This window comes from Olsenella porci (assembly GCF_009695875.1).
Classification (GTDB): Bacteria; Actinomycetota; Coriobacteriia; order Coriobacteriales; family Atopobiaceae; genus Olsenella_H; species Olsenella_H porci.
Genome location: NZ_VUNC01000009.1, coordinates 68,258 through 89,319, shown reverse-complemented (window position 1 = coordinate 89,319; position 21,062 = coordinate 68,258). Strand labels below are relative to the sequence as shown.

Sequence of the window (21,062 nt, the reverse complement as noted above, 5' to 3'; positions counted from 1 at the left end):
GGACAGGGCCTCGCCGGCAGTGGTCGCCGATTCCGGCGCCCCGCGGTGACGGGACTGGCGAATGTACGTTGGTGCGGATGGGGGCGGTTCGCTGTCTAGTCTGGTGAAATCTATCTTGACTTCAACACCTCCTCGGCGCGCTCTCCGGCGCCACGGCAGTCGCGGCATTCGCGCTCTGCAGGGCGGCCGGGACCGCGGACGATCGCGAGGAGTAGCGGCAAAGATAGCGGGGCGGCCCGGACGGGTCGCCCCATCTTCTACAGGGAGGAAGGCATGCGCGCTGAGAAGGGCAGGGACACGCTCACCGAGGGGCGGGCGAGGCTCGTGGAGTCGCTCGCGAGCGCCATGGAGGAGGACGGGCTCTCGTGGTACGCGGGGTGGGAGAGGTGCTGGTCAGCGAGGAACGCCGCGACCGGCGCCCGGTACAGGGGCGTCAACAGGCTCTCCCTCGCGGCCGCGTCCGCACGATGCGGATTCGAGGACCCCAGGTGGGTCACGTACAACCAGGCGCGGGACGCCGGCTGGCACGTGCGACGCGGCGAGAGGGCGCAGGCCACGGTGGAGTTCTGGAGCTGGTACGTGCCGATCATGCGCGCGGGAAGGCAGTCGGTCGTCACGGTACAGAGGGCGCGGGAGCTCGTCGCCGCGGGGAGGATCTCGGAGGACGACGTCTGCGGGGACAGATTCCTGAGGGGGAGGGGCGCCTGGGTCTTCAACGCGAGCCAGGTGGAGGGCGTCCCGCCCGTCATGGAGCCTCGCGCGGCGGATCCGGGGACGGAACCCTGGAGGGTGGCAGACGACCTCATCGCGTCGTCGAGGTGCCCCGTGCGGGAGACGAGGAGCGACGACGCCTTCTACGCCCCGGCCGAGGACGCGATCACCATGCCGCTCCGCGGCCAGTTCGAGTCCGCCGAGGGCTTCTGCAGGACGCTGATGCACGAGATGTGCCACTCGACCGCGGGTGAGCTCGGCAGGCCGCTTCCGAGCGACCAAGAGTCCTATGCGTTCGAGGAGCTGGTCGCGGAGCTCGGGAGCGCCTTCTCCGCTGCGGACGCGGGGCTCGACATGTCCGCGGTCGCGAGGGGGGGTCGGTGCAGACCTGGACCCAGAACCACGCGGCGTACCTCAGGTCCTGGCTGGACGAGATCAGGGACGACCCATCCGCCCTCGCGAGGGCGGCCTCGGAGGCGTCGCGCGCGTCCGACCTCGTCATCGGCAGGTACGAGGTGACGCGGGCGGAGCGGGCCCGCTCGCGCTCGAGGGACGAGAGGCCGCTCTCCGAGAGGGCGGGAAGCGCGAGGGAGGCCGCCTCCCTGATCGCAGCGGAGGGCATAACACCGGAGGACATGAGGACCAAGTAGGAATACGGCAGGCAGACGTGTTGCGTTCAGATTATCAAAGACACATGCGGGGGCAGAGTAGCCCTACGGGCTCGCGGCGTCAGGCATGGGCTCATCGCGTTGGCCACGGGAGCAGAGAAAACTCTTGATTCGTCTCCCGCAGGGCAGCAGCGAGGTCATTCCGGCACTTGCTCATCACTTTGATCGTTCGGTTGATTGCCTCGAACATGTCCTTAGCGGACATGCCTTCTTCGGTGCCGTCTTTCCCATGCGGGCAGTTCCCTTCGCCAGGTATGGCGAGCCTGACTGACTCCGACTCAGCCTCGAGTTCGACAATCCTTCTGCAAAGGCTTGCATAGATGGAGGACACTGAGCGCACGTCATCATTGCGGTCGAGGAGAACTGTCTGGCAAAATGCCTCAAGCTTCGAGCACTCCTCCAGGACATATCTCCCGTCGGTAGCAAGTGCCAGCGAGGCCGCCGCGGTCAGGCCCGTGCCCCCGGCCGCACCCAAAAGAGCGCCTCCGCCGGCGATGAGCATCGTTCCACCCGTCATCCCGGCGCCACCTGCGGCAATCGCTCCGCCGCCGAGGAATGCAAGGCTTGCGCTCGCGAGCGCCGCTCCGTGCAGGGCGGAAGCCTCAAGTCCGAGCGCGGCGGCGAGGGTTGGAGCAATGGCCGGGGCAAAGTAGGCGGCAAGGCCGCCGGTAGCAACCACGATGATTGCGGTGCAGGCGACACCCGCAACAAGTCTTCCTCTGGACCCATCTAGTCTGGCCTTCGCACCGTCCACTGCGTGCCCAAGGTCAGCGAGTTCCTTGGTTCCTATTACGTCCTGGCGAATGCAGAACACATCGTTTAGGTAGTCCGAGCACGGTTTGAGCCCCTTGTAATCACCGTCGTTGTTGGCATGCAGCGGCCCGTATGGCCTGAAGCGTCCCGCCTCCATTGCGACGAGCCATAGCCATGAAGCGTCCTCCCCGTCACCGAGGCGCGATTCGATTTTCGCGTATAGCGCATCGTCTGGGAAGAAGTATCCAGCGTCCGCTGCCCAGACAAGGTTCACCGCATCGACGACCTGCTTGCTCCACTCCTTTAGCCATGCCCTCTTCACTGCTGCACGCTTCGGATGCTTCTCCGCAGCTATGTCGTAGGCCACTATCGCATGCTCTATCGAGTGGAGAATTCGGGCCTGCATGAAGTCCAGCTTGAGACATCCTAGGTCCGCGAGACCGCGCTCGTATGTCTCTTCCGGGCCTTCTCCGGAGGTCGAAGACTCGTTCTCTAGCATGGCGCGAACGTCTACCACGCATGCGACGGTGAACGTCGCAATGCCGACGTAGTTGACCCGCAGGAAGAACTTGACGGGATCCCTGCTTGCGATGGAGCGTACGGCCGCATCCGCGATGTCGACGCCGACGAAGATGCCGCTCGACACAGTGACCATGCGGCGCATCGCGGGGGTGCCCCAGGGTAGGATGTCCTCGGGGGCGATGCGACCGAGATCAGCAACCCCATGGATATCCAAGTCTCTGATTTCCCTTGCCGCTCTGCGGCAGAAGTAGAATCCCCGCACGACGCACTGGTTGACTAGAACGGGAAGGGCCTGCCTGCCTGCCTCCTCCAGCATGCCGATCTCCGTACGAAGGTCGAACTTGCGAGCGGTCCCCTTCACGATCCTCCCGTTTTCGTCATGGTCCGCGAGCAGGGTCCCGTTGAACAGCCTGCTCACCCAGAGGCGTAGGCCAGGCTCCTCCGCGGTTGCCTCCCTGAAGAAGGGAAGGGCAGAAACATCCTTTATGAGGGAAACGATGGGTCCCGGGATGCCGGTGCCGCCCATGAGCGAGCCGCCTGAGCCGGCCATGTCGCTCACCATATGGAAGAACCAGCCGATCGTCCCGAAGGCGAGCTTCTCCTGGAGGTTCTTTCCGATGAGGGGCCTGTGTGACTCTGGCACGGGCGCGACTCTCAGGGCGCCAGACACGTCCGTACCCACCACGAGCCCGGTGAACTGGGTGAACATCGAGAAGAATAGTCCGTCGATACCGAAGTGGTGAGAGAAGTCCCTGAGGTGGTGCTGCAGACCGCCGCCGAAGTCATTCGCGTTGCCGTCAGCAGCGAAAGGATGGTTCTTCTCCAGCTTCCTGATGGCCCCGGCGAGGTCGTCCCCGTTGTACCCCTCGCTCCTTGCCACGCTGATGACGAAGCGCTCGACCTTGTCCTCTCCCCAGCTACCCGCGCGGTCGAGCGAGAACTCGCCGACCCACAACGTATCGATGAGTCCAGAGACAACGCCGCTAGCGGCAGCAACGAGGTAGTCAAGCCTGTCGGCCTTGTCCACGCTTGGATCCCAATCGACCTCATCTTCGAGCGTCTCGTGGATGTCCGCGGAGGTCTCTTTGCCCCGTGACGCCTCATCGCCAAGGGTGAGCGAGGGGGTGCCCAGAAGGGGGGTGCGCTTCTGGAAGGAGATGTCGTACTGGACGAGTGGGCTGACACCGTCGGTTGCCAGCTCGGTTGATTCGCCACTCATGGCCAAGATCCGCCTTTCGAAGTGCATGGCTAACATGGCAGTGGTCGGCATTGCCGAACTCATTGCAGCGCCTTCTCCAAAGATGGGAGATCGTTCGGAGACGAGCGATATGGCAGCTGTATTTCTGATATCAGACTATCACCCGACGGAAGAGGTCAAGGATCCTTTCGCCCGCGGCAGAATCGATGCGGTGAGCGATTGAGTCGAGGTCTCATTAGACTCCTTGGCGTAGGTGCTACCAACAACGTGTGGGAATCGGCCTACGATTTAGTGCCGTGGCGGAAGCGCTCATCAGAACACGGCTCGCAGTGCGAGTCTTACCGCCCAGAGGAGGACGCGCAGGAACCCCCTCAGGACGGCGAGCGTGATCCTGCCCAGGGTCGAGAAGAACCGTCTCATGACGCACCTCCGAATGCCGAGTCCGACGTTGGCGTGACGGTAGCACGCACGCGCGACATGAATTCGAGGCTCTCGGTCGGCACGCCGGCCCAGGCACAGACCCTGCCGGCCGCGTCGCGCGGGTCGTCGCCCACCACCTCGGGGATGGAGAGGCCCGTGCGGTACGCCCAGGCGGCAAGGGCCGGCAGGTCGGACGGCCCGTCGTCAAGCGAGGCGCGGACGTCCTCGAGCCTCGAGACGTTCACGAGGCCGTCGCCCACCCTCATCCACCTCGTGGCGCCGTCGACGTCCACCCTGGACGCCGCTGCCAGCTCCTCTGCCGTCGCGAGCTGCGCCCTCCAGCCGCGGCGCCTCCTGAGCGCCCCGCCCTCGGCTACGCCCTGCGAGTCGTAGTAGTCGAGCTCGATCCACATTCCGTCTTCCCCAAGGCTGAGGACGAGGTCCGAGAGGACGCTCCTCCCCGGGAATGGGTTGGGGCGCGTGAGCCGGTCTGAGTCGAACTCCTCGACCCGCCCGTCGGCGAACGACACCGTGACCCTCATCTCTCCCTCCCGTTCGTCCGGCTGTCGTCTCCGCGGTCTGGCTGCCGCCTTCCGATGGGCTCGTCGCAGCGCCTCGCGTCGCGGCGGCACCCGCCGCGCGAGGCGTCCCGACGTACGCGACCGCCGCGCCCCGCGGCCTCCTGCCTCTCCGGCAGCATGCCGTGCCTCCTTGCCAGCGCGATCGCCGCGTCGATGCGCTCCCTCTCCCCGGGGTCTCCGCATCGCCCGGCCGCGGCCGCGAGCTCCTCGACGGAGCGTGCGCGCGTCTCCTCGATCACGGCGACGGCGGAGGAGAGCCCCCTGAGCTCGGAGAAGTCCCTGAGCTCGATCGCGCGGCGCGCGGCCTCCTCGACGCCCATGACGGAGCCGTCCGGCAGCAGCGCCTCCCCACGTCGGGCGGCGAGCCTCGTGAGCACGTTCTCTCGCTGGTAGTCGGTGCCGAGCCTCGTCCCGCTCACCCTCCTGGCGGGCTGGTCTGCGAGGCAGAAGGTCCAGTCCCTCCCGTCGCCGCGAACGCTCGCCTCCACTCCCAGGCGCGAGAGCCTGCCGAGCAGCTCCCCCTCGGTCCTCGAGGAGGCGACGGCGACGTCCACCCTCGACCTGATGTCGGCGACCCAGGAGTACGCACCCCTGGACGAGAGCTCCGCCTCGGCGCGCCCGACGTGGACCCGCTGGTAGTTTTCCCTCGAGCCTCGCTTGCGCGTGTCCGGGTGCCGCGCGTCGATCCTGCCCTCGAAGTGCGAGAGCCCCATGTCCCGCGCGATCGCCTGCAGCCGCCCGTTCAGGAGGCCTGGGTCGGGGTCGCGGAGCCTGTTCCCGGTGGCGAGGTTCGTGTTGTTCACGATCACGTGCGCGTGGGGGACGTGGCCATCGTTGTCGTCGTGGTAGACGATGGCCACCTGGAAGTCCGGGAAGCTCTCCTCGGCCCAGCGCACGGCGAGCCCCCTAAGGTCCGCGAGCGAGACTCCGTCGCGCGGGTCGGGGGAGAGCACGTAGTGCTTGTAGGTCCTGGCGGGCCTCTCGCGGTACGGGGCGTCGTTGCCGTTGGCACGTCTCGTCTCGTCCATGGCCGCGTCCCAGTCGAAGCGATCCTCGGGGAGCCCCGCCTGGCGCGCAGACTCGTCCATCCGCGAGAAGTGCAGGAGGTCCCTGGCGAGCGCCCTCCCGTCCCGCTCGAGGTACCTCCTCGCGGCGGCGAGCCCCGTGTGCCCCGATATGGCCTTGATCGCCGGCACGCCGGTCAGCTCCAGAGGAAGACGGTCGGCCTGTCGGAGAGCCTCGCCACATCCTCGCGAAGGCACCCGAGCGAGTCCGCCACGTAGGTCATCTCGGCGTCCACAACCCTGAGGACCTCAAGCGCGTCCTCGGCCGTCACCTCGTCCGGGGACTCGCGTGCGACCTTCGCAATCGTGTTGAGCGCCGCCACGGACTGGTTGTAGAGCGTGCCTATGGAGCGCAGGTTGCGCACGATGCCGTGGGAGGTCTCGTAGTCGAAGGCGACGGTGCCCGCCCCCATGCGCGTCCCGCCGTCCGCGAGACAGTGGACCAGTAGCCTCACCACCTGGCTCCTGGAGCAGCCCATCTCGGCGGACGCCCGGTCCAGGGCCTCGAGCTCGCCATCGGAGATCCGGACGTTAAGGCGCCTCGGCATGGCGTCACGGCTCAAGTCGGTCACCCCCAGGGGCGCGGGGCATCCCCCGCAGAGCGAAAAGACGTTCGGACGGTTCGGCCGCGGAGGCGTCCCCCGGGGCACAGACGAAAGTCTGAGCCATCGGGGCAGCTCACGTGGCCACCCTGTCCGCTCCGTCCGCGGCGTCCATCCTGGCCACCGTGGGTGTACAGGATGGGCTACTTGCTGTAGTCGAGAGAAGCTTGTTTGCGGTTGTAAGCAACCTGCTAGAATGTAGTTACATTTATTGCATTTTGCACGCTAATTGCGAGGGGTGAGCCATGAAGTACTCCGAGCTCGTCGATTCCGGTGCCACATCCTCCCAGGTGATGGACTACCTCTCCGAAGGCGAGCCTACGCCGATAACGCTCAGGGTGCCAAGGAACCTCAAGGATGCAGCGGCGGAGGCCGCTCGCCTCAGGGGTGTCAGCTTCTCCGCGTTCGTCCGCTCGTGCATCATCAACGAACTCTCCGAGGGGGACTAGAGGGTGTCAGGACAGGTAAAGTCAAGGAAGCGCGTTCAGGAGCATGGCGAGGTGTTCACGAACGAGCGAGAGGTTAACGCCATGCTGGACATGGTGAGGCAGGAGACCGAACGCATCGACTCTAGGTTCCTCGAGCCCGCATGCGGCGACGGCAACTTCCTCTCAGAGGTGCTGAGGCGGAAGCTGGATGTGGTTGACTCTCGATACCGCAGGTCACTCCCAGAGTGGGAGAAATATGCATTCATAGCCGTAGGCAGCATCTACGGCGTAGAGCTCCTCCGCGACAACACGATGGCATGCCGCAAGAGGTTGTTTGGGATCGTGGAGGGGCGCTACGCGCGGGTGTCCAAGGGCGGCGGGAACCAGACTTTCCTCGATGCCATCGCGTTCGTGCTCGAGCGGAACATCCTCAACGGCAACGCCCTCAGCCTCAAGGCAGTGAACGAGCATGGTCAAGACACCGACGAGCCAATCGTCTTCTCCGAGTGGTCCGTCGTCTTGGGCGACAAGGTGAAGCGCCGCGACTTCCGTCTCGACGAGATGCTGGAGGGCAACGTCGACAAGGGACAAACCAGATCGCTCTTCGCGGCCGACAACACTCCGGCAGTCGATTGGGAGTACGACGAGGAGACGAAGTCCTTCATTCCGAAGCCAATACGCGAATTCCCGCTTGCTAGCCTCTACGAGATAGGCGATGCAAAATGAGCATGAAGAAGTCGGGAGTAATCTACATCCTCACCAACCCCTCTTTCCCGCAATACGTGAAGATCGGGTATGCGAACGACCTGGAAAAGCGGCTCCGCCAACTAAACCGCTCCGAGACCCTGCCATATGCGTTCAGGGCGTACGCGACCTACGATACCGACCACAGGCTGACAGACAAGGTTCTACACGAGCTCATAGACCGTCTCAACCCCGACCTCCGAACAGTGGAGACGTTCAACGGCCAGAAGAGGACGAAGGAGTTCTTCGAGATGTCGGCGGAGGATGCCTACAGCATCCTCGAAGCGATAGCCCGCATCTCTGGCACGGAAGACCGCCTTCATCGTGTAACTCCCACCGGTGAACAGGCAGAGGAGGAGCAGCGGGCGACGGAGGCACGCGAGCACCCGGCACGCCGAGCACCGTTCAGGTTCTCCATGGTCGGGCTCAAGCCTGGCGATGTCGTGACATATGCGAGTGACACTACCAAGAATGCGCGCGTTTTGGATGACAAGCACGTGGTTTATCTAGAGAAGTCCACTGGCGAGGAGGTTACTTCGACCCTCTCTGGCCTTGCGGAGAAGTTCTCCGGAGCGAGTTCGTTGCAGGGTCCCAGGTTCTTCAGCTACGACGGTGAGCTTCTTTCTGACCGCCGTATAAGGATGGAGACGGAGCATGAGTAGCCTGTTCGAGACCACTTACAACCCGGATGTGCTGAGCTGCATCGCAAATCTAAGCAACGACGAGGTGTTCACCCCGCCCGAACTTGCTAACAAGATGCTCGATCTGCTACCGCAAGAAATATGGAAGGATCCCAACGCGACGTTTCTGGACCCTGCGTGCAAGTCGGGCGTGTTCCTGCGCGAGATAGCCAAGCGGCTTATTAAAGGACTTGAGAGCGAGTACCCCGACCTGCAGGAACGGTTGGAGCACATCTACAAGAAGCAGATTTTTGGGATCGCCATCACCGAGCTCACGAGCCTGCTCTCGAGGCGAAGTCTGTACTGCTCCAAGTACCCCAACAGTAGGTACTCTGTCGTGCAATTTGTAGAGCCTCAGGGTCGAATCGACTATCGACAACTTGGCCATACATGGGAAGGTGGCCGTTGCAAGTACTGTGGAGTGCCTAAGTCGGTATATGACCGCAAAGAAGGCATGGAGTCATACGCCTATGAGTTCATACATCTAACTAACCCTGAAGAGGTATTCAAAGTGAAATTCGACGTCATCATCGGTAACCCTCCATATCAGATGAACGATGGTGGCGGTAACGGTAGTAGCGCAATGCCGATATACCATCACTTCATAAATCAAGCTAAGAAGCTAAACCCTCGGTACCTCTGCATGATTATTCCAGCCAAATGGCAGTCGGGTGGAAAGGGCCTTGACAGCTTCCGAGACACTATGCTTCATGACCATCGAATTAAGGAAATGGTTACCTACAGCGATTCGAGAGATTGCTTTCAGGGAGTCGACATTGCTGGGGGAGTTTCATACTTCCTCTGGCAAAGGGATTACGAGGGTTTGTGCGAATCTACATTCATTGAGAACGGCGAAATGATGACCTCGCAGCGCAAGCTTGACGAGTATTCCATTTACATTGCCTCGGACAAAGCAATTCATGTAATCAGAACTATTCAACAAAGGGCAAGCAGTTATTACGATGGGATTGTCCGGTCCCGTAAACCATTTGGCATTGGGGCGGGAAGCGAATCTCATAAGGGGGATCTTAAGCTTAGATATCGCGGAGGATTGACCACTGTTAGTTCTTGCGAAGTAACGAGTGGGCTTGAGATGGTCGATCAGTGGAAGGTCATTGTGTCGAAGGCGGCAGCCGAGCACGCAGGGCAATCCGATAAGAATGGTCAACGTAAGATGCTAACTGTCATCGAAGTTCTTCCTCCGCGAACGGTTTGCAGCGAGACATATCTCGTAGTAGATGCATTTGACTCCCAACGGGAGGCAGAGAACCTGGCGGATTACCTTCGCACGAAGTTTGCTAGATATCTCATTTGGCAGGCCACTCCGACGCAGAATATCTCAAAGAGCTGCTTCATGTTTCTTCCCGTTGTAGACCTTTCCAAGAAGCCCGTGGACTCTGATCTGTATACATACTTTGGGCTTGATGAAGCTTCCATTAATGAAATAGAAGCCAAGATGAAGCCAATTCTCCAGGTTGGTGATTCAGGTGCCAATTAGTGACTTCTTCCCATCGCGTCCAGATGCCCAACCCATCATCTACGCCTACTGCGAGCCTAAGAACTCTGAGCTAAAGGGCCTGCTCAAGGTCGGCTATACCTCACGCACCATAGACGAACGCATGCGCGAGCACTACCCGACGCTCAAGCCCGGCGAGAAGCCCTACGAGGTCGTGTTCGTCGAGCCTGCCATGCGCACCGACGGCACAACGTTCATGGACCATGACGTTCACGCGAACCTCGAGGCGAACGGCTTCCGCCGGTTGAAGGACCGTGACGGCAAGAAGACGGAGTGGTTCCGCTGCACCGTCGACGACGTGAGGGCGGCATACATCGCCGTGCGCGACCGAGCGGAGAACGTCGAGAGGCGCACGCGCGACTTCGTGATGCGGCCCGAGCAGGCGGCTGCGGTTCAAAAGACCGAGGAGTACTTCCGCTCCATCGAGCGCGAGGGCGGCACGCGCACGCCCAAGTTCCTCTGGAACGCCAAGATGCGCTTCGGGAAGACGTTCGCCACCTACGAGCTCGCCAAGGACATGGGGTTCAGTCGCGTGCTCGTGCTGACCTTCAAGCCGGCGGTGCAGGCGGCGTGGGAGGAGGACCTCACCACGCACGTCGACTTCGAGGGATGGCAGTTCATCAGCAGGCCCAAGGAGCCGGGCAGGCCGAACATCGCCGAGCAGTACGAGGCGGCCGACAAGAGCCGCCCGATTGTCTGTTTCGGCTCCTTCCAGGACTTCCTCGGCCGAGACCGGTCGGGGTGCATCAAGCCACAGCACGAGTGGGTCCGCGAGGAGGACTGGGACCTCGTCGTCTTCGACGAGTACCACTTCGGCGCGTGGAACGAGAACTCCAAGACGCTCTTCGAGCAGGAGGACGAGGACGAGCGGGACACGCAGGAGGACGTCGACACCCGCGTGGGCCACGTGAACACGGGCAACGAGATGGACGAGGGCGACCTGCCAATCGTGACCCGCTACTACCTCTTCCTCTCCGGCACGCCCTTCCGGGCCCTCAACTCTGGAGAGTTCATCGAGGAGCAGATCTTCAACTGGACGTACTCCGACGAGCAGAAGGCCAAGGAGGCGTGGCCGGTCGAGCACCCCGGCGTGCCGAACCCATACGAGTCGCTCCCGCGCATGGTCATGCTCACCTACCAGATGCCCGAAGAGATCCGCAGGGTGGCGCTCGGCGGCGAGTACAACAGCTTCGACCTCAACGCCTTCTTCGAGGCCAGGGGAGAGGGCGCCGGGGCGGAGTTCGTGCTCAAGGAGTCCGTCCAGAAGTGGCTTGACCTCATACGCGGCGCATACAGGCCCTCGGCCGTGGACGACCTCAAGCTCGGGGCCGAGAAGCCTGCGCTTCCGTATTCCGACACGAGACTGCTCCGCGTGCTCAACCACACGCTCTGGTACCTGCCCCGCGTCAACAGCTGCTACGCCATGAGGAACCTCCTCGCCGAGCCGCAGAACGTCTTCTTCCACGACTACACCGTCAACGTGTGCGCCGGCCCCGAGGCGGGCGTGGGGGAGGCGGCGCTCGACAGGGTGCGCGAGAGCATGGAGGACCCGCTCAACTCCCAGACTATCACCCTCACCTGCGGAAAGCTCACGACGGGCGTCACCGTGAAGCCGTGGACGGGTATCTTCATGCTGACGAACATGAAGAGCCCGGAGACGTACTTCCAGGCCGCCTTCCGCGTTCAGTCGCCCTGGACCATAAAGGACGACGCGGGAAACACCGAGATAGTGAAGAGAGAGTGCTACGTCTTCGACTTCGCTCTCGACAGGTCCCTGCGCATGGTGTCCGACTACAGCTGCCGGCTCAAGGTGGACGAGAACGAGGGACCGGAGCAGAAGGTCGGCGAGTTCATCGACTTCCTCCCGGTGCTCGCGTACGATGGGAGCGCGATGCGCCCCGTCAGCGCGGCGGACATCCTTGACATCGCCATGGCGGGCACCTCTGCCACGCTGCTCGCGCGGCGCTGGGAGAGTGCCCTACTCGTTAACGTCGACAACGACACCCTGCGCCGCATCCTCGGCAACGAAGACGCGCTGAAGGCGCTCATGAACATCGAGGGGTTCCGCAACCTCAACCAGGACATCGAGACGATCATCAACCGATCGGAGGCCATAAAGAAGGCCAAGCGTGAGAAGGACGGTCTCACGTCCAAGGAGAAGAAGGAGATGACCGCCGAGGAGAAGGAGCTCAAGAGCAAGCGAAAGCAGATTCAGGAGAAGCTCATCAAGTTCGCCACGCGCATCCCGGTCTTCATGTACCTCACGGACTACCGAGAGCAGACGCTCAAGGACGTGATCACGCAGCTTGAGCCCGGCCTCTTCAAGAAGGTCACCGGCCTGACCGTGAAGGATTTCGAGCTCCTGGTGTCGCTTGGGGTCTTCAACGACGCCCTCATGAATGACGCCGTCTACAAGTTCCGTCGCTACGAGGACTCCTCCCTCACCTACGCGGGCGTGAACCGCCACGAGGGCGAGAGGGTCGGCCTCTTCGATACCACCCTCTCTGACTTCGAGTACATGGAGATGGCTCAGCAGGAGTCCATGGTGGAGCCAAACGGCCTGTCGAGGACTTCCTCAGCCGAGCCTGCACGGACAACGGGCGAGCACACGACTTCGCCAGCTGCTACGAAGCCTGTGGACAAGATCGGTCCCGCCCCTTCTAAGGGTGGCACGCCGTCGGCAAGCTTCACGCCGAGGGGCGAGGGGGACGCAAGGCGCGACTGGCTCGACGACGAGCTGGACGACGCCGGGCTCGAGTACCTCGACAAGCGCAACGGCAACGGCTGCCTTTGGGTCATCGACTCAGCGACGGCGTCCGCGCTCGTAAAGAAGCTCAATGAGAGCGGCGTGGGGTTCAAGCTCAGCTCCCACGGGGGGAGGGCGACGGGCGGCCGCGCCGCCTGGTGGCTCAAAGGCTACCCGGAAGAATCATTCGACACCAGCAAGCCTGCTCCCATTGTCACGAAGGCTGAGCTCGACGACCTGGATATTGGCGACACGGTGTTCCATAGGGCATTCGGTTATGGGCAAGTCGTCAGCTTGGATGACTCTAACATTGAAGTGGTATTCGAGAGCGACAACCACAAGATGAAGCCATCGCGTAGGTTCGTGTTCCCGGGCTCGTTCTATCAGGGTTTGTTGAGGATTGGATAGAGCATATGAAAGACGCTCGCATTTGCCCGTGTGGCAAGATATGGGACTTACATATTCACTCTAACCAGTGCTATTCATGCACGGATCCAAAGCTCAGGAGCCTTAGTGTCGAAGAATACGTCAGTAGTCTCCTTGAGCTTCTCGAGTGCTATGAAGACCTTGACATGATTTCGTTCACTGACCACAACCATATTAGTGTCGAGCTATACCGTGCATTCTATAATGCCGGCAGCCGTATAACCCTGCTTCCTGGCATAGAAATTGACGTGAATCTGGAAGAAGGCGGTGCATCGAAGCACCTCATTGTCTACTTTGATGCAATTAATGACATTGGTAGGCTTGAACCTCTAGCTGAGAAGTTGAACCGCCTACTGGATGACCGAAACGTCGGGAGTGGTAAGGGCAAAACGCCAATCGACATTAATGTCCTTCTCGATAACTTGGTCACCTACGGGGTTCACTTTGCGTTAAGTCCCCATGCAATGAAACAAGGCAAGCGAGGAATAGACTACGACTGGCACCCCATGCCCTACGAGGAGAAGTCAGCCGAGATGAATAAATACCTCGACCAATTCTTCTGTTTCTGGGAGTCGAGTGGGAAAAGCGAGATAGCCCACGCCGTTGACTTTCTCCGACAGATGGACCGTGACGAACTGATGTCAATCGTCTCGTTCTCCGATTCAAAGGATTTTGAAAAGCTTAAAAGCTATCTCGACAACCCATGCCAGTACTTCAACTCCCTGCCAAATGCTCATGTACGGTAAAGAAGCAAGCAACCGAAAACAATAGATAGACCGCCAGCACTACACTATTCCGAACCAAAGACCAAAAGATAAGCATTTTGAGAAAATCTAAACTTTTGGATTTTCCTACAATGCCGACTACGGCGGAATCCCTCCCACTCCTTATATATTTCTTTCTGTATACATTGAATTTGTATTTAGTAAAATGCAGACAACACCACGGATCGGCTTTTGGCTGGACAATTCCAACCAAACACCGCAGCAGACAGTAGAAACCATTCTGAACGTTAGGAAGCCGGTATGATTGTTACATATAAGGGGAAGAAAAATTTCTTTTAGATACTTGTTTTCCTAAAACTGATGTGATATAATAATTCAAGTCCAGAAAAGGAGTAAAAATATGCGGCAAGGTATTTTTAAATAAAATTTGATAATGGGCGCAAAAATGATTGCCCCTTGCAGGGGCTTGGTTTTTGTACCCAATTTTAAGAATACTTTTGCCTTTTTAGTAAATATCGTGACGGACCGCGGCTTATGTAAGTCGTGTATGTTTCTGTGTGTCCGAAGTCATGATCCCCAGCGGTAAAAGTATTAGCCGCTGGGGATTTTTGCGCCCATTCGGGCCTTGTATGGAGGATAGACATGAACATTATCAATATCGGGATTCTTGCCCATGTAGACGCTGGAAAGACGACCTTGACGGAGAGCCTGCTATATGCCAGCGGAGCCATTTCAGAACCGGGGAGCGTCGAAAAAGGGACAACGAGGACGGACACCATGTTTTTGGAGCGGCAGCGTGGGATTACCATTCAAGCGGCAGTCACTTCCTTCCAGTGGCACAGATGTAAAGTCAACATTGTGGATACGCCCGGCCACATGGATTTTTTGGCGGAGGTGTACCGCTCTTTGGCTGTTTTAGATGGGGCCATCTTGGTGATCTCCGCTAAAGATGGCGTGCAGGCCCAGACCCGTATTCTGTTCCATGCCCTGCGGAAAATGAACATTCCCACCGTTATCTTTATCAACAAGATCGACCAGGCTGGCGTTGATTTGCAGAGCGTGGTTCAGTCTGTTCGGGATAAGCTCTCCGCCGATATTATCATCAAGCAGACGGTGTCGCTGTCCCCGGAAATAGTCCTGGAGGAAAATACCGACATAGAAGCATGGGATGCGGTCATCGAAAATAACGATAAATTATTGGAAAAGTATATCGCAGGAGAACCAATCAGCCGGGAAAAACTTGTGCGGGAGGAACAGCGGCGGGTTCAAGACGCCTCCCTGTTCCCGGTCTATTATGGCAGCGCCAAAAAGGGCCTTGGCATTCAACCGTTGATGGATGCGGTGACAGGGCTGTTCCAACCGATTGGGGAACAGGGGAGCGCCGCCCTATGCGGCAGCGTTTTCAAGGTGGAGTATACAGATTGCGGCCAGCGGCGTGTCTATCTACGGCTATACAGCGGAACGCTGCGCCTGCGGGATACGGTGGCCCTGGCCGGGAGAGAAAAGCTGAAAATCACAGAGATGCGTATTCCATCCAAAGGGGAAATTGTTCGGACAGACACCGCTTATCCGGGTGAAATTGTTATCCTTCCCAGCGACAGCGTGAGGTTAAACGATGTATTAGGGGACCCAACCCGGCTCCCTCGTAAAAGGTGGCGTGAGGACCCCCTCCCCATGCTGCGGACGTCGATTGCGCCGAAAACGGCAGCGCAAAGAGAACGGCTGCTGGACGCTCTTACGCAACTTGCGGATACTGACCCGCTTTTGCGCTGCGAGGTGGATTCCATCACCCATGAGATCATTCTTTCTTTTTTGGGCCGGGTGCAGTTGGAGGTTGTTTCCGCTTTGCTGTCGGAAAAATACAAGCTTGAAACAGTGGTAAAGGAACCCACCGTCATTTATATGGAGCGGCCGCTCAAAGCAGCCAGCCACACCATCCATATCGAGGTGCCGCCCAACCCGTTTTGGGCATCCATCGGACTGTCTGTTACACCACTCCCGCTTGGCTCCGGTGTACAATACGAGAGCCGGGTTTCGCTGGGATACTTGAACCAGAGTTTTCAAAACGCTGTCAGGGATGGTATCCGTTACGGGCTGGAGCAGGGCTTGTTCGGCTGGAACGTAACGGACTGTAAGATTTGCTTTGAATACGGGCTTTATTACAGTCCGGTCAGCACGCCGGCGGACTTCCGCTCATTGGCCCCGATTGTATTGGAACAGGCATTGAAGGAATCGGGGACGCAGCTGCTGGAACCTTATCTCTCCTTCACCCTCTATGCGCCCCAGGAATACCTTTCCAGGGCTTATCATGATGCACCGAAATACTGTGCCACCATCGAAACGGCCCAGGTAAAAAAGGATGAAGTTGTCTTTACTGGCGAGATTCCCGCCCGCTGTATACAGGCATACCGTACTGATCTGGCCTTTTACACCAACGGGCGGAGCGTATGCCTTACAGAGCTGAAAGGATATCAGGCCGCTGTCGGTCAGCCGGTCATCCAGCCCCGCCGTCCAAACAGCCGCCTGGACAAGGTGCGCCATATGTTTCAGAAGGTAATGTAAAGATACATAATCGTCAAGACGGCAACAATCAGAAGTTATGGAGGGTAACAATGGAAAAAAGTAAATACCAGTCTGTGCTTGCGAGCCTCGAGGCAGTTGAGCATGAAGCGAATTAAACAATGAATTCTCGATTGGATCGCGATAATGGAAGCAATACTTGAGAAGCACATTTAGCTTTTCGGTCAGTGTGAGATACAAACATGACTTCTTGTTTTTACCTCCCCGCCGTCGCTAGGTGTTCCTGACGGCGGGGAGGGCGGCCGCGGGAGGGCTTGGCTGCGGCCGTGGCGGCAGGAAAGGGACGACCGCCCGGGTTTCCCCGAACGGTCGCCTTCCTGCCGTGAGCGGTGTCTGTGTTATGACGTCCTAGGTCAATCCTTCCTCTCCGCCCACTGCCAGGCGCCAATGAGGTGGCGGAGCTTCGCCTGGCGCTCTCCCGTCACGACGATGGAGACGACGTCGTGGCGTATCGCGTCCACGTCGCCGTGGTCCGCGAGGTAGAGCAGACACGCGCGCCTCATTATCGCGAACTCGGCGGCTCCCACGCTGAGCTCGGGCATCCTGGCCGAGCCCTCCTCGTAGCCGGAGATGACCGCTATGAGCACCGTCTCGTCGCCGTCCGTGGCCACGATTGGCGCGTCCTCGCAGTCGCATGACCAGCCGTCGCCCGCGTGGACTTCGTATCCCCTGTGGGCGAGGTAGTCTCTCACGACGCCCTCGCACGTGGCGACGAGACTCTCCTCGGTCACTGCTGCGGCGCTCTCTGTCTTCTCGGTCATGGTGACCTCCCTAGGACGTGGGAAGGCCCTTTGCCCTCCCTCGCCCAACGAGCGGCAAGGCCCGCGTGGCGGGGCGGCGCGCCCTTGCGGGCGTGGCGCGGCGCCGACCAGTCGCGCGGGCCGTCGGGGAGCGGGAAGAGGTGCTTGCTCCCTGTGCCAGCGTCTTGGGCGAGGGAGGGATTGGAGGTGTTGGCGCGGAAGTGCGGCGAACTTCTGCACCGACCCGGCGCGGGGGCGACCTCCGCTGCCGCGCCGGCCGGGCGCTTTCGACGACCGCGAGGAAAGGGGATGCCGACGATGTCCCCGGCGCAGCGGATGTCGGAAGGGCACATCCGGCCCGATGTCCCCACGCTCCCGCAGGATCGTGGGGACCGACTTGCAACTCACGCAGCACCTGGCCCGCACGGTGAGGATGACCCTACCGCGCAGGGAAGCCGCCTCCCGCATGGGAGTGCGCCTCGGTCGCCTCGGCGAGCTCCCTTACCAAACGCCCCAGGAGGCACATCGCGGCGTCCGCAGCGTCACTTGGCGCCGAAGAGAGGTCGACATTCTCCAGGATTGCCGAGATGCCCTTCTCCGCGAACGCGACCTCTTCGAGGTCCGCGTTGCCGTCGGAATCATAGATCCACTTCATCGTCCCGACTCCATGTCTCGTATCCATGTGTTTTGGTGGCTATGCCAGTGATGCCTTCGAGCAAAAATTAGGCGGAGGCGCTCGTGCGTCCCCGCCACATAAAACCCTATCGGGTTTTGACATCTGGTTCCATTCTAACCAGCCGGGATTGGCGGTCAATCGGATTCGTGGTCTGGACGTCGCCGTGCTAACGGTGGCGGCGTGCTCGCATTCTGGGGCTGGCGACTGGTATTGAAGGACTGGGTCGCTTGCGACTTCCCGCTACCGTGAGGCATCGATGCGGGCGACGAGCCCGTTGGCCCACTCGATGGCCTCCGCGAAGTCCTGCAACACGTCGAGCCCATCCGCCTGGTCGGCGTAGAGCTCGCTCCAGCCCTCTCCGGCGACGACCCTGGGCGGCCATTCCTGTGCCTTCCGGTAGGCGAAGAGCCTCACGCAGACCTGTCTCGTGCGCGCCAGGTCCACGTCGGCGTTGCCCATGATGAGCTGGAGGTCGACGAGGTCGCGCACGCGGTCGCCGCCGCTCGTGAGCCCGTGGAGCTTCTGGGCAACCTGGTAGCAGAGGTCCATGAGGGCCACGTCCCCGACGGCGGGGAACCCGAGCCTCCCGAGGGCGTCCGAGGCCTCGGCCTGGCTGGTCGCGTCTGCCCGCTCGGCGTCGCCGATCTCGTCGAACCCCACCTCGAGGGGCACCGTGCACCAGGGCCTTCCCAGGTAGGAGAGCTTCACGTCGAAGGGACGCATCACGTACTCGCCGGGGATGTCCGGTGGCGTGGCGGGCTCGCGGCGCACGACGCGGCCGGTGAAGCCCTCCCATCCGGCGGCGAGCGCATCGGAGAGCCTCGCAGCGTACTCGTCCGGGTCGCTCGCCGTGGCGGTGTCGAGGTCGGTAGTGTAGCGCGTGGCCCCGGACCCGAAGCGCATCCTGACGGCGCTTCCGCCCTTCACGACCCCGTCGGGCAGCATCTGTGCCACTATGGCGCTGGCCACGAGGGTGCGCATGCGCACGTAGCCGTCGGCGGTGCCGCCGGAGGCCCTCCGGATGGCGTCGTCCAGGTGCCTCATGCTGTTCGGGCGCTTAGGCATGGGCGCCCACCTCCCCCTCGATCTCCGCAAGCTCGGCCGGCGTGACGTAGCCCATCCGCGCTGCCTCGCGCGCCGCGTCGACGGCGCGGGCGGGTCCCAGGGTCCTTGCCGCCTCGCGGATCGCGTCGGCGGCCTCCTGGCAGGCTATGCCCTCGTACAGCGTGACCCGGTCCGGGTGCCTCCGCCAGACGAGCCTCACGCCCTCGCCGAGGCTGCGCCTGGTCCTCCTGGGCGTCGCCACCCGGATTGCGCGCGGGTCGGTGGGGCAGAGCCCGAGGAGCGCCACCACGGACTCGCCGTAGAGGTAGGCGCCCTCGCCCGCGGCCCTAACGGCGATAGCGTAGGGTGCCTGCTCCTGGTAGGGCCACACGGGCACTCGGTAGACGCCCCTGGCCACGCGCTCGAGCCTGCCGCGCGCCGCGTACTGCACCACCTCCGCGTCGGAGGCGCCGAGCGCCCTCGCGTCCGCGGACGTCACGAGGCCGTAGTCGTCGGCCGCCCCGTATATGTCGTCTATCTTAGCCATGGCAATAGTATAGCGAAAGCACTCTACATATGACACATCCTCGATCGTATACTCCATAATGCGATCCTCCAAAGTCGCCATCGGCGTTCCGTTCGCCCCAGGGTGTGCATCCGCACGCGCCGCGGCAATCGGACTCGCTTCCGCCCCGAATCCGCTTCCGATGCTTCGATGGGTGCCGCCTGCACCCCGTTCCTACGAGAGCCCCGCGGACATGATCCTGCCCATGAGGTCCATGCTGACCTTCTTGCTGTCTGCGAGCGCGTCGGCGTAGACGTTGAGGGTCATCGCCGCGTTGGAGTGGCCGAGGATGGCGCTCACGGTCTTCACGTCCACGCCGGAGCCGATCGCCATCGTCGCGAAGGTGTGCCTGAGGTCGTGGAACCGCGGCGCCTCGCCCTGGGAGCCCACGAGCTTCGCCACCCTCACGAACGCCCTCCACTCCTGCCCGAGCGCCATCGGGCTCTTCCAGGCGCCGTTGACGGCGTTTCCCACGACGAAGAGCCCCTCGTCCCAGTCGAGGCCCATGGACTCGCGCTCGCCGTGCATCGCGCGTGCCCTCGCCTCCAGCACGCGGGCGAGCTCGTCGCCGTAGGGGATGGTCCTGGCCGAGCTCCTCGTCTTAGGGGTGGAGAGCGCGAACGTGCCGCTCGCCCTCGTGAGGGCGTGCGAGACGCGGATCTTGCGGGACACGCGGTCGACGTCCTGCCACCTGAGGGCGCATATCTCCCCCTGCCTCATCCCCGTCATGAGCGCGAGGAGCACGGCGGTCGAGAACGGGTCGGCGACGCTTCCCAGCGTCTGGTTGAGCTGACGGACGCTCTGTGTGTCGAGCGAGTTTATCGGCTTCGTAGGCCTCTTGGGCGCGTCGACGAGGTCGAAGGGGTTGGAGGGTATGTCGCCCAGCTTGCGCGCCCTGATGAAGGCGGTCTTGAGGAGCACGTGGGTGTGCGAGACCGTGTTTCCGCCGTAGCCGTCCTGCACCATGTCGCGCTCGAACTCCTGGATCTGCCGCGCGGTGACCTGCCCCACGGGGGTCTTGCCGAGCTCGGTGCCCAGGAGGTGCTTCGCGTACCAGCGGTAGCCGTCAGCCGTAGAGGCGAGGATGTTGCCGGTGGACTCCTTCAGGTCTATGTAGTCGAGGACGTAGCGGTAGACAGGCGTCTCGCAGGAGACGGTGCCGGAGAGCTCCTCGTCCTTCCGCACCTCCTCGTCGCGCCACTCCCTGAGGAAGTCCTCGGCGGCGCCCTTCCCGCGATTGTCCCTGGTGACCTTCCCGGTCTTCCTGCTCACCCTGTCGGGGTAGCAGGCGACGGGGGTGCTGCGCGTCATCCTCCTCTGCCTGCCGTCCTCGTCCTGCCAGTTGATCGCGGCCCTCCAGTGGCCGGACCTCTCGTCCTTGAAGACGAACCCGTTGCTCAGATTCCTCGGCATCGTGCCCTCCATCAACGATTGAACCTCTGAAACGCCTGTCCTCGGCAGTCGTAGTACGTGTAGTACGTGGATAGTACGTGGCGTACTATTTGCGTACTGCGGACGACTTTACATGTTGGGGGCTGTGGTCGCCTCATGTTCGCCAAGGTCGGCAAATGCCCAGTTAAACAGCACAATTTGTGGAAGTAATGTCCTTTGTTGTCTATTGACATTCATCAAGGATTGCGCCCTGGGGGTCAAGGGGTCGCTGGTTCGAATCC

General features: G+C 61.3%; 18 protein-coding genes. 9 read left to right on the top strand and 9 right to left on the bottom strand.

Annotated features, from left to right (window positions below; all coding sequences use genetic code 11):
* Nucleotides 1-273 precede the first annotated feature (273 nt).
* Nucleotides 274-1,230: an ArdC-like ssDNA-binding domain-containing protein gene (locus tag FYJ68_RS09890; protein WP_154436114.1), complete on the top strand. Its 957-nt coding sequence runs from the start codon at nucleotides 274-276 to the stop codon at nucleotides 1,228-1,230.
* A 222-nt stretch (nucleotides 1,231-1,452) separates the two neighbouring features.
* On the opposite strand, the gene FYJ68_RS09885 is transcribed toward FYJ68_RS09890, so the two are convergent.
* Nucleotides 1,453-3,873 carry a hypothetical protein gene (locus FYJ68_RS09885; protein ID WP_154436120.1) on the bottom strand — a complete coding sequence of 807 codons (2,421 nt, stop codon included), beginning with the start codon at nucleotides 3,871-3,873 and terminating at the stop codon, nucleotides 1,453-1,455.
* Here FYJ68_RS09885 and FYJ68_RS10315 point away from each other — a divergent pair.
* Entirely contained in the window at nucleotides 3,872-4,075 is a 204-nt protein-coding gene (locus tag FYJ68_RS10315; protein WP_229772190.1) for a hypothetical protein, read from the top strand. The two genes, FYJ68_RS09885 and FYJ68_RS10315, sit on opposite strands and share 2 nt — an antisense overlap.
* Before the next feature lie 193 nt (nucleotides 4,076-4,268).
* Here the strand turns inward: FYJ68_RS10315 and FYJ68_RS09880 are convergent, their stop codons facing one another.
* Genes FYJ68_RS09880 through FYJ68_RS09870 form a run of 3 tightly spaced genes read right to left on the bottom strand, consistent with a single transcriptional unit; the run spans nucleotide 4,269 to nucleotide 6,480 of the window.
* Complete coding sequence (locus FYJ68_RS09880) at nucleotides 4,269-4,814, bottom strand: hypothetical protein (protein WP_154436113.1); 546 nt, start codon at nucleotides 4,812-4,814, stop codon at nucleotides 4,269-4,271.
* Nucleotides 4,811-6,049 carry a relaxase/mobilization nuclease domain-containing protein gene (locus tag FYJ68_RS09875; protein WP_154436112.1) on the bottom strand — a complete coding sequence of 413 codons (1,239 nt, stop codon included), beginning with the start codon at nucleotides 6,047-6,049 and terminating at the stop codon, nucleotides 4,811-4,813. The genes FYJ68_RS09880 and FYJ68_RS09875 overlap by 4 nt, the downstream gene beginning before the upstream one ends.
* Nucleotides 6,050-6,054: 5 nt before the next feature.
* On the bottom strand, nucleotides 6,055-6,480 hold the full coding sequence (locus tag FYJ68_RS09870; protein ID WP_154436111.1) for a hypothetical protein: 426 nt from the start codon (nucleotides 6,478-6,480) through the stop codon (nucleotides 6,055-6,057).
* A 284-nt stretch (nucleotides 6,481-6,764) separates the two neighbouring features.
* Here FYJ68_RS09870 and FYJ68_RS09865 point away from each other — a divergent pair, with 284 nt between their 5' ends.
* The 7 genes from FYJ68_RS09865 to tet(W) all read left to right on the top strand — a co-directional run bounded on the left by FYJ68_RS09865 (nucleotide 6,765) and on the right by tet(W) (nucleotide 16,346).
* Entirely contained in the window at nucleotides 6,765-6,968 is a 204-nt protein-coding gene (locus FYJ68_RS09865; protein WP_154436110.1) for a YlcI/YnfO family protein, read from the top strand.
* A gap of 3 nt (nucleotides 6,969-6,971) precedes the next feature.
* On the top strand, nucleotides 6,972-7,673 hold the full coding sequence (locus FYJ68_RS09860; protein WP_195837805.1) for an SAM-dependent DNA methyltransferase: 702 nt from the start codon (nucleotides 6,972-6,974) through the stop codon (nucleotides 7,671-7,673).
* Complete coding sequence (locus FYJ68_RS09855) at nucleotides 7,670-8,353, top strand: GIY-YIG nuclease family protein (RefSeq protein WP_229772189.1); 684 nt, start codon at nucleotides 7,670-7,672, stop codon at nucleotides 8,351-8,353. Before FYJ68_RS09860 ends, FYJ68_RS09855 begins: the two co-directional genes overlap by 4 nt.
* Complete coding sequence (locus FYJ68_RS09850; protein ID WP_229772188.1) at nucleotides 8,346-9,869, top strand: Eco57I restriction-modification methylase domain-containing protein; 1,524 nt, start codon at nucleotides 8,346-8,348, stop codon at nucleotides 9,867-9,869. The genes FYJ68_RS09855 and FYJ68_RS09850 overlap by 8 nt, the downstream gene beginning before the upstream one ends.
* On the top strand, nucleotides 9,850-13,041 hold the full coding sequence (locus FYJ68_RS09845) for a GIY-YIG nuclease family protein (RefSeq protein WP_326832319.1): 3,192 nt from the start codon (nucleotides 9,850-9,852) through the stop codon (nucleotides 13,039-13,041). Before FYJ68_RS09850 ends, FYJ68_RS09845 begins: the two co-directional genes overlap by 20 nt.
* A gap of 164 nt (nucleotides 13,042-13,205) precedes the next feature.
* Nucleotides 13,206-13,805 (top strand): PHP domain-containing protein, encoded by a 600-nt coding sequence (locus FYJ68_RS09840; RefSeq protein WP_154436108.1) that lies wholly within the window; start codon nucleotides 13,206-13,208, stop codon nucleotides 13,803-13,805.
* Nucleotides 13,806-14,426: 621 nt separating this feature from the next.
* Complete coding sequence (tet(W), locus tag FYJ68_RS09830) at nucleotides 14,427-16,346, top strand: tetracycline resistance ribosomal protection protein Tet(W) (protein WP_154436107.1); 1,920 nt, start codon at nucleotides 14,427-14,429, stop codon at nucleotides 16,344-16,346.
* A gap of 371 nt (nucleotides 16,347-16,717) precedes the next feature.
* On the opposite strand, the gene FYJ68_RS09825 is transcribed toward tet(W), so the two are convergent.
* The 5 genes from FYJ68_RS09825 to FYJ68_RS09805 form a co-directional block, all read right to left on the bottom strand.
* Complete coding sequence (locus FYJ68_RS09825) at nucleotides 16,718-17,125, bottom strand: YraN family protein (RefSeq protein WP_154436106.1); 408 nt, start codon at nucleotides 17,123-17,125, stop codon at nucleotides 16,718-16,720.
* Nucleotides 17,126-17,543: 418 nt separating this feature from the next.
* Entirely contained in the window at nucleotides 17,544-17,759 is a 216-nt protein-coding gene (locus FYJ68_RS09820) for a hypothetical protein (RefSeq protein ID WP_059055428.1), read from the bottom strand.
* Between the two features lie 261 nt (nucleotides 17,760-18,020).
* Nucleotides 18,021-18,845: a nucleotidyl transferase AbiEii/AbiGii toxin family protein gene (locus FYJ68_RS09815; RefSeq protein ID WP_154436105.1), complete on the bottom strand. Its 825-nt coding sequence runs from the start codon at nucleotides 18,843-18,845 to the stop codon at nucleotides 18,021-18,023.
* Complete coding sequence (locus tag FYJ68_RS09810) at nucleotides 18,838-19,371, bottom strand: type IV toxin-antitoxin system AbiEi family antitoxin domain-containing protein (protein WP_059055805.1); 534 nt, start codon at nucleotides 19,369-19,371, stop codon at nucleotides 18,838-18,840. Before FYJ68_RS09810 ends, FYJ68_RS09815 begins: the two co-directional genes overlap by 8 nt.
* A 192-nt stretch (nucleotides 19,372-19,563) precedes the next feature.
* A complete protein-coding gene (locus tag FYJ68_RS09805; RefSeq protein ID WP_195837804.1) occupies nucleotides 19,564-20,802 on the bottom strand; it encodes a tyrosine-type recombinase/integrase in 1,239 nt (412 codons plus the stop codon).
* Nucleotides 20,803-21,062 lie beyond the last annotated feature (260 nt).

Coding starts and splice junctions, on each gene's coding strand:
- FYJ68_RS09890 (WP_154436114.1), top strand. CDS start 274: ATGCGCGCTGAGAAGGGCAGGGACACGCTCACCGAGGGGCGGGCGAGG.
- FYJ68_RS10315 (WP_229772190.1), top strand. CDS start 3,872: ATGGCCAAGATCCGCCTTTCGAAGTGCATGGCTAACATGGCAGTGGTC.
- FYJ68_RS09885 (WP_154436120.1), bottom strand. CDS start 3,873: ATGAGTGGCGAATCAACCGAGCTGGCAACCGACGGTGTCAGCCCACTC.
- FYJ68_RS09880 (WP_154436113.1), bottom strand. CDS start 4,814: ATGAGGGTCACGGTGTCGTTCGCCGACGGGCGGGTCGAGGAGTTCGAC.
- FYJ68_RS09865 (WP_154436110.1), top strand. CDS start 6,765: ATGAAGTACTCCGAGCTCGTCGATTCCGGTGCCACATCCTCCCAGGTG.
- FYJ68_RS09855 (WP_229772189.1), top strand. CDS start 7,670: ATGAGCATGAAGAAGTCGGGAGTAATCTACATCCTCACCAACCCCTCT.
- FYJ68_RS09850 (WP_229772188.1), top strand. CDS start 8,346: ATGAGTAGCCTGTTCGAGACCACTTACAACCCGGATGTGCTGAGCTGC.
- FYJ68_RS09840 (WP_154436108.1), top strand. CDS start 13,206: ATGATTTCGTTCACTGACCACAACCATATTAGTGTCGAGCTATACCGT.
- FYJ68_RS09825 (WP_154436106.1), bottom strand. CDS start 17,125: ATGACCGAGAAGACAGAGAGCGCCGCAGCAGTGACCGAGGAGAGTCTC.
- FYJ68_RS09820 (WP_059055428.1), bottom strand. CDS start 17,759: ATGAAGTGGATCTATGATTCCGACGGCAACGCGGACCTCGAAGAGGTC.
- FYJ68_RS09815 (WP_154436105.1), bottom strand. CDS start 18,845: ATGCCTAAGCGCCCGAACAGCATGAGGCACCTGGACGACGCCATCCGG.
- FYJ68_RS09810 (WP_059055805.1), bottom strand. CDS start 19,371: ATGGCTAAGATAGACGACATATACGGGGCGGCCGACGACTACGGCCTC.
- FYJ68_RS09805 (WP_195837804.1), bottom strand. CDS start 20,802: ATGCCGAGGAATCTGAGCAACGGGTTCGTCTTCAAGGACGAGAGGTCC.